6 protein-coding genes are annotated in these 8,609 nt (G+C 38.3%); 4 read left to right on the top strand and 2 right to left on the bottom strand.

What is annotated here, in order from left to right:
* The first annotated feature begins 997 nt into the window (after window positions 1–997).
* On the top strand, window positions 998–2,371 hold the full coding sequence (locus tag BLR42_RS21025; protein ID WP_091873459.1) for a replication initiation protein: 1,374 nt from the start codon (window positions 998–1,000) through the stop codon (window positions 2,369–2,371).
* Between the two features lie 112 nt (window positions 2,372–2,483).
* Window positions 2,484–2,990 carry a YcxB family protein gene (locus BLR42_RS21020; RefSeq protein WP_091873456.1) on the top strand — a complete coding sequence of 169 codons (507 nt, stop codon included), beginning with the start codon at window positions 2,484–2,486 and terminating at the stop codon, window positions 2,988–2,990.
* A 263-nt stretch (window positions 2,991–3,253) separates the two neighbouring features.
* Here the strand turns inward: BLR42_RS21020 and BLR42_RS21015 are convergent, their stop codons facing one another.
* Together BLR42_RS21015 and BLR42_RS21010 are read right to left on the bottom strand one after the other, a co-directional pair.
* Window positions 3,254–4,204 carry a ParM/StbA family protein gene (locus tag BLR42_RS21015; RefSeq protein ID WP_091873454.1) on the bottom strand — a complete coding sequence of 317 codons (951 nt, stop codon included), beginning with the start codon at window positions 4,202–4,204 and terminating at the stop codon, window positions 3,254–3,256.
* Entirely contained in the window at window positions 4,201–4,797 is a 597-nt protein-coding gene (locus BLR42_RS21010) for a hypothetical protein (RefSeq protein WP_091873451.1), read from the bottom strand. Before BLR42_RS21010 ends, BLR42_RS21015 begins: the two co-directional genes overlap by 4 nt.
* Before the next feature lie 408 nt (window positions 4,798–5,205).
* Between BLR42_RS21010 and BLR42_RS21005 the strand changes: the two genes are divergently transcribed.
* Window positions 5,206–5,769: a hypothetical protein gene (locus BLR42_RS21005; RefSeq protein ID WP_091873448.1), complete on the top strand. Its 564-nt coding sequence runs from the start codon at window positions 5,206–5,208 to the stop codon at window positions 5,767–5,769.
* On the top strand, window positions 5,751–8,345 hold the full coding sequence (locus BLR42_RS21000) for a relaxase/mobilization nuclease domain-containing protein (protein ID WP_091873446.1): 2,595 nt from the start codon (window positions 5,751–5,753) through the stop codon (window positions 8,343–8,345). The genes BLR42_RS21005 and BLR42_RS21000 overlap by 19 nt, the downstream gene beginning before the upstream one ends.
* Window positions 8,346–8,609 lie beyond the last annotated feature (264 nt).

Genomic DNA, 8,609 nt, shown 5'->3' with positions numbered 1-8,609 from the left:
CTTAAAGCAGAGAATTTGATCTATGCCAAGGCAGTTGGTGGTAAATTCGGTGGTGTTACAGGTTATATTAACTACCTGATTGAGCAGGACATGAAAAATAATAAATAATATTTTAAAAAAATCCTAAAAACGGGGTATTTCTTATTTGATGATAAGAAGCCCTGTTTTTTATGGGGAAATACCAGGAGGTTAGGATGACAGATTTCACACTAATGCTTTGTTTTCATGTCGGTCGTGGATAGATATAAAAGTATAGAAAAAAGAGTATAGTAAGTATAGTAGAGGGGCCACAAAGTCAGTAAAATAGCGGCTTTAGAAAGATTTTGGATGACAGAAATTACACTAAAAAGCGACAGAAATCCCACAACTGCCGACAAAATTCACACTAGAGCATGACAGAAATCCCACTAAATGACAGTTTTCCCACTAATTCGATGACAGAAATCACACTAACAAAAAAAATTGCAGTTCGTATTCAGTGACAGATTTCACACTAACGGATGACAAATTATTTTGTTGTCATCGATGACAGATTTCACACTAAAAGCGGCAAAAATCATCAAAAAATCACCTGATTTTATAAAAAATCGTGACCGAACCGGTCAATTTTTTTGTAAAAAACAAAGATTTTTTGAAAATCGATGACAAATTTGTTTGATGTCATGGAAATGTCATTCTGACAGATCTCACACTAAACAAATGTAGTATTTATCTGCCTTTTGTGATAGGATGACAAATGTATTGTTTGTCATCTACTTAGCGTACAATGACAGAAAACACACTAAATTAAATTCATATATTTATATACTAAATGACAAATTACACACTAAATAAACTCAGTATATATGCGGCTCTTGTAATATAATGACAAATAGTTCATTTGTCATCAGACAAAAATCGGATGACAAATTTCACACTATGAATTAATTGGTAACAGGTATACAATAATTGATGACATGACAAATTATAGTCTTGTCATCTGTAAAGGGGAATACAAATGATACGAGATAATCAACCATTGACGGACACACTCGGACAGTTTGAACACCAGACAGTCCACACAGTTACAGGGGGAGTTGTAGATCTTGATGAAATCCAGTCAGATGTCGTAGATTCTAACGGCCTGGCGGTTATTTCAGAGGATGAAGCTCAGCTTAAAGAGTATATAAAAAAAGCGATTTCTATAGACAGTCTTGTAGAAACGTTTAATGATAATGCTCATACGACGCTTCTTAAACTTCTTGCTCTTCAGGATAATAAGCATCCGCTGAAAAAGGGCGGTGTGGGTATCGCATACAGAACCGATGCCCTAATTATGCACTGCAAAATGGAATTTACAGCTGATGAAAATATCGTGTTTGATGCTATTCTCGGAACAATGTCTTCTTTCCCCGAAAATAAGGTGTACAAAATAGAGCCGTCGAGCTTCCTTGGTCATTCGCGCTACGCAGATGATAAGTACCTGTATTCAGTATTCAGGAAGGGAACAAAGAAGCTTAAGGAAAGACATCTTGTATTTGAGGATCTTGGTCCTGATGGTGAAGATGAGATAGTCGTTCCGTGGTTCAATATCCTGAGATATCACAATGGAAAAGGTAACAGCAAAGATTCTTCTGCATATATTGAGTTTGTGCCTTCAGATTTCTTTAAGGATCTGGCATTGTGTTCACAGCTTGTGCATGGAGCGTATGGAGCTTTGGAAGTTACAACTCAGCTTCAGGGGAAATATACGATAGCTCTATACTGGTTTCTTGAAAACAAGAAAAACTATAAGGAATTTCCCAATGCGACACCAGGTGTGTTTAGAATATCCATTGAAGATATGAAGCACCAGTTCTCAATACCGGAATCCTATAACGTCGGTGATATCAAGAGAAGAGTACTTGAACCCGCAAAAAACAGCATAAATGCTGTTGAAGAATGTGATTTTACTTTTGACTATGAACTTCAAAGAGTAAATGGAGTTTCAGCAGGATACTTATTTACTGTCAAAGCTAAGCAGTATATTACAACAAGCGAGAGTAAGCTTATCGAAGAAAAGGCTAACGAAGAGTTGTTCCAGCAGCTTAAGTTATTCTTGAAAGCTTCTTATATAGAGTTTGAAGATGATGAGATTAAAAGAGTCTGCAAGCAGGCGGAGAGGTTAAATAGAGATGCGATGTTTATGATGCAAATCGTCCTGCAGTTTAAAAGGAGACTTGATGATACTACAAAAGAGCCTATAGAGGACAAAGTTGGTTACCTTTGCAAGATGATAGAGCAGGGGACCAGATCTTCACAGCGAAATAGAGCAATTAATAATCCATTTAATAGTTTCCAGCAGAATGAGTATAACTTAGACGTCATCGAAGATGAACTTATTGATAACTGACTATTTTGAAATACGGATATTGGTGCTGTGCATAGGCTCAGCACCATTTTTTATAGCAATCCTATATTTAATTTATTTAAGATAACTTATATAGGTTGGGGAGGAAACATAAATGCCTTTTGAAACAGATTTATCATGTGAACTTAAAGGTATAAAAAAAATAAACAGGGCAAGAGTGCTTGTTATGCTTAAAAGTAACTGGCTTTTTATACTATTGATGCTGATAGTGATTCTTGCTATTGTCTATGGCCCTGGGATTATTGAAGGAGATAAGGGAACAATCTTCACAGCGGTTACTGCACCATTCGTGATATTGGTGGCATTTTTTATTGCCATTGAGATGTCTACAAAGATGGTGTTCAATAAAAATAAGGCTGCAGGCAATATGCATATCCACTACACTTTCTACGAAGATGAATTTCAGATGGATAGCGCCCTTGTAAAGAATACAATACGTTTTGACGCACTTCGCGGCATTGATGAAGACAGGAATTACTTTTTCCTTAAGCTGGCACCATCAAAAGTTTTGGTCGTTGAAAAGCAAAACTGTTCAACAGAGCTTATCTCGTTCCTGAAGAAAAAAGCTGAGAGTATTAACTCTAGAAGTAAGAGAAAATAAGATATGATACACCTGCCATCAATTTGGCAGGTATTTTTGCTATAGAAAGATAGAGTCAGGGATAGTTGGTCGTTTGTTAAGGCTATTTTGTAGTGATAGCATGCCGGAAGAGATATTAGCGACAATGCTAATGAGGTCCTTCATCCTGCTCTCTGATGTAAATAATACATATCACATTATATCACCTGGCGATAATCCTTTTCATGAAAAAGAGGATGCAGCTTACTACATCCTCAATTACCTGTTTTATACATATGATTCATTTAGAAAGTTCTGTTTTTTGTCTCTTTCAGGAAGCCATGGGCATTGGCATAATCACCATAATCTATGCAGTTTTTTAAATCAACCCAAGGGAAGATTTCCTCGATCTCATTTGAGAGAAGAGCAGAAGTGCCGCCGATGAAGATGATCTTCATATTTTCCAGTGGCCACCCGTTTTTCTTACATTCGTTATAGATTTTCATGACATGATCCTTCTTGCAGCGCTTAATTATCTCTGAACTCTTTTCAGGATCGCTGTGCATGAATCCATCTTTCAGGATTTTGTTCATAAGAATGTCGCTAAGAGAAACATCACAATTACTCTCTAACTCTGACTTAATCCTGTTGGTGAGGATATGTCCGCCTTCATCAAGCGTAAACATGGAATTTACGTCTGCTTTTGGTATCAGATTCTCATAGATGCAGCAATTGGCATTGAGACCTCCGATATCAACAACACCAACCGTATCGTTCGTAAATTCCTTCTTGTTTAGATATATCACACCGGATGACTCTGGGAAAATGAATGATCTTTTTATTGTAAAAGAGGTGTTTTTCCGGTTGATTGTGATATTTATCTGCTTTCCATGAGATACAAGGTATTCCTTGTAGGCCTTTCTTGAAGCCGGATTCATGTAGATGGACAAAGGGCATCCAATCCCGATGTTCACATGATCCCCATTTCCTACAAGATTTCCAATCGCAGTATAAGTGGATATTTTATGTATCTCAGATTTTTTTGTTCTGCTTGGATCCCAGCTGGATGCCTGTCGTCCTATCAGATATTTTGAACCTTCATAGATAACGGAATAGGATTCCGTATCTCCAAGGTTTTCTTTTTCTGCGTCCATTCTGGTAAGGAACTTAAGTGTTCCAATATTTCCAGAACTACGCAGGATGCATGCTTTTGTTGCATATTTTCCGCTGTCCACGGAAAGAGTTTGCACTGTCATTGTTTACCTCCGATAATCAGCTGTTGTTTTATGAATTCTTCAAAGCTAAGGCTGTCTTTTCCTTCATAATCGCCGTCATAATATAAGATGACTTCCTCATAAAGGGTGTCATAATCACAGTCCCTGCGAAGCTCTGTCCAGTAGGCTTGTAACGAAATTCTTTTTTCCTCCGGACTGTTTGATAAGATATAGTTTTCTGCAAAATCAATCGCTGCAAGCTTTGGGTCATAAGCCATGGCGGTATCCTCTGCGGAAGGAGCCATATTATCTGTGGGCGTTTCAGATGATGTATTTTGTTTGACAGCTATTTCCTTTTTAGGCTTTGTTACATAGGATGTCTTTTTTGCAGGAATAGGTGTGGACAGTCCAAGAACAGGGGCGTTACCGTCTGAACTGTCCATAATTGTTTCAAGGAACCGGTCAACGTTCCTTCTATCCCAGCCAGTGCCATACATATGGGTCAGATATGTAAATAGCTCTGAAATGACATAGGACTTTTTATGTCCCATTCTTTCCAGGAATTCATATGCTGTTTTGTGAGAAGGCCTGTTCATGATAAATGTCAGTGTTATCTGCCTTGTTTCATCAGCCATATTTATTTCCTTTCTGTATTTCCCATATATGAAATACCCTCATTTTTGAATTTTTTAAAAATAAATTGCCAAATTTGATAACTTTTTTGGAAATCCGCATAGTTTTTGGGAAAAACAGGTACTTTTTGGCAGTTTTAAAGCAATCAAATAGGAACAGATCCTGAGATCAGGTTTTAAGGTGGAGGTTATGCGAAAGAGCATATCAAAGAAAACGCATAGCTTTTTCCTTTACAAGCACAGGGTGGTCAGGAAAAATGGGCCATTGCCCATTTTCCGACACCCGCTTGCTCAGGCTCCTGCCCGAGACCTGGTTGGGGCATCATGCCCCAAGCCCATTCCACATAAATGTGGAATTTAAAGCGCAAAAGCGCTTTTATTGAGGGTATTTCTTATATGGAGGTGTTTGAAATGCAAAAAGTAATAAAGATTACCGTACCGGAGGAAATGTCAGAGGAACTAGCGCGAAAAGCTAAGGAGGCACACTTAACGAAGTCAGCGTATGCCCGAGACCTTTTAAGAAAGGGGATGGATTCAGGAAATGGGACGACTTATGAGGAATCGAAGGACTTCCGTATACAGCTTTCAGAAAGGAAAGCAGAACGACTACAGGAAATTGCCAGTGAGTATTCAATGTCTGTAAGAGAATACCTGACTAGAGTTGCTGCGATGGATATGCCACCAAGAGTTCATGTTGTAGTCCAGGATATTTACTATGTAAGCATGGAGCTAAATGATCTTGAAAACTCCATCGCAGGCGTATGTGCTTCTATTAGAAGGACCGGAGAAGTGTACGAACAGGATGTGAAGATGATATTGAAGACCCTTAAGGATATAAATGATCTTTTTGATAAGCATCTGGATATTGAGCTGGATGCCAGGAATAAGCTCTACGATGAAGCTAAGAAAAAGCTTTTTTCAAAAGTAAGAGAGACAAGAAAGGGTACCTTTGAAGAATGGGTGTACTGCGAGTAAAAAGCTATCATACCGGTAAGTCCGTAAGCAATGGCCTTTCGTATGCTGAGGATAAGAAAAAAACTACTTATAAAGAAAAGGAAATGAGTGACTATGAACAAGAGCTAAACAACGTGTTTAAGTACGCAGAGAACACGGAGAAAACTCTTCTTGAAACTGCATCGGGGGAGAAAATCCTTGTTTCCGGACATAACTGCAAAGTGGGAAATGTAAAGAAACTGTTTGATCAGAGCAGGGAGCTATATCTTAGAACTGGGCATGAAGAACAGTCTAAAACTCAGAGATCAAAGAGACTTTTCAGAGCAAAGCATGATGAAAATGGCGAGGTTGTTCGCGATAAACATGGGAATCTTATCTATGATGAAGCAGCTCCGGTTTATAGAGACAAAGAGACAGGAAAGGCTTTTTATGAAACCATAGAGACTAAAACAAAGCCAAGGCTTGCATATATGTGGATGATGAGCTTTCCGGGCAAGAAAGAGCTTGGATATGAACTGTCTCCAGAAGTAGTCCATGAGATAGGAGTGAAGTTTTGTAAGGAATTTCTTCCTGATTATGCAGCATCCATATCGACTCATATAAATACGGATCATTACCATAACCATATTGTCAGTTGCGCTTATAGCATAGATGGAACCCATAAATATGACGATTCAATGGAGAACCTTAATAAGGCCAGAGCTCTTTGCGACGAATTATCCTTAGAATACGGGCTACCCATCATCATAAATCCCTCTAATGAAAGGAGCATGAGCTGGACGGAGTGGAGCATGAGGCGTGAGGGAAAGAGCTGGAAGGAGCAGCTAAGAAGTGAGATAAAGATGGCAGCCCAGCTTTCATCCTCCTTTGAGGAATACAAGGAGATTATGACAAATGCCGGATACAGGTTACGTGAAACAGATAATCATATAACCTATCATCTGCCTTCGGTGTTGTTCGGGAAAGACTATGTCTGCAGGGATTCTATGCTGAATATTGAGGATGATTATTATGATTATTCCAAGACAGGAATAATGAACAGCTTTGCAACTAAAGCAAAAGAGCAGGAAAAAGCTGGTGAAAACAGCGGTATTGGACTATATTTGGGACCTTTGCAGATACAGAGATATACCCTTGATGAGAGAAGGCGTACTGATATTGAAATCGTGTTTGTGGAATTCCTTAAAGCACTTAGCCTGGCAAAGATGTCAATAAAGGGTGATAAATCCAAGGATTCGAAGGCTCAGTATTTAGAAAACTATGCACGAATAATGGATATGACCTTAATGGAGCTTGAACGAAAACACATTACATCCTTTTCTGACCTTGAAGAAAAGCTTTCCGATAAAGGAAGGGAAATAAGTATTTCAACAAAGGAACTTAAGGATTCAGGGAGAAATGCAAAGCTTTATAAGAGCATACTTAAAAAGATTGATGATTCCATGTTTTATAAGGATGCGCTTTTGCAAAAGGGCATAGGTATTGAGGATCTTAATATAAACAGATTCTCTGAAAATGAGATACGTATAAAGAGAGCAGCGTTAGATCAGATGCAGGGTAATGAGAAGAAAAGGCTATATGTCCTTCTTGCTGAGAATCCAAACATTAAATCAGCATATCCCTTTAATGAACTTTCGAGGGAAGAGGGGCTTTCCTGCATCAGGTATCTTGAGGGAAAAAGCGAAGTAATGCCTGATGTTATGTATAATTCCATGACTGATATCAAAAAATCCCTTGAAGTAAAGTATGACAAGATGTACCTGAAAAGCTCAGGGATCTTTAAGGAAAAGAATACTGGGAAGGCTATTACGAGGGCCCAGAAGAGTATGCTGGGTTTCCTTATGAGTAACGGCGCAAGTGATACCAGTAGGTTAGAAGAGATCCAAAACTTAAATATAAATATAGAGAACTTAAGCTTTTATGATGCATACAGGCTGATAAGTTACCTAAAGGATAGCTTTTCTCCATCTGAGCGTTATGGAGAAATAGAAAAGCCAGATGATAAGTCGTTAAAGCTTGCAAGAGAGCTCATGAGCGCAAGGGGCGTGGAAGGAAGCTATAAACCTGAAGAGTACTCCAAGGAAGATATCTATAACTTCATAAATTTTCTTCTATATAAGGATAAGCGCCCGGAGATCTTAAAGAGCAGAACAGAGATTGAAAGAGAAATCTCAGATGCTACTTTTGATAGGTTTGTTTCAGGTCTTGATGCAGATGCCGGAAAGATAGCAAAAAAGGAGAGAGAGCTTCTAAATGACTTATCATCCATGGGAATTACTCCTGATAAATTTACTGAGGTAAGAGACAGGCTTGTCAGAGCAATTGAAGATGATGCAAGAGGACAAAGAGAGCTTAAGATCCTAAAAGCGCAGTACAGGGAGCTTAAACAGATTGACTTCATGGCCAGGGTTGCCAGTGAAAAAGAAAGGTTCACAGGTAAGTTTACTGATGACAGAGGACAGGGGATTGATATGCCTTCTACTTCTGATGATATTAAGGCTAAAAAGGATAAGGAGAAGAAGGAAAAAGAATCAGTTAAGAGCCAGGATAAAATGAAAAAACAGTACCAAAAACATGAGGAATCGCGAGATAAATAGAAATCTTATTTTATATTTAGATATGAAATTTGAAATAAAAACCCAAAAAGTTAAATCTTATGTGATTTTTCTATTGACATGCCAAAATTTGTGGGATAAGATGTTCCGCGGGTCATTTTCGCGCGTAATGACGAGATTTTATTTTCGGTCATTCGTGCACATAAAAATATAAATTGGTTCTTCCTCATCGATTAGTACTTGGCTATAGTATAGCATTCCAAGGCGGTGTATAATAGACATATATTGATTCCGAAAGGATAGAGG

Source organism: Butyrivibrio sp. INlla16 (genome assembly GCF_900104155.1).
Classification (GTDB): Bacteria; Bacillota; Clostridia; order Lachnospirales; family Lachnospiraceae; genus Butyrivibrio.
The sequence above is the reverse complement of the archived record's forward strand: the minus strand, read 5'-3'. Positions and strand labels throughout refer to the sequence as shown.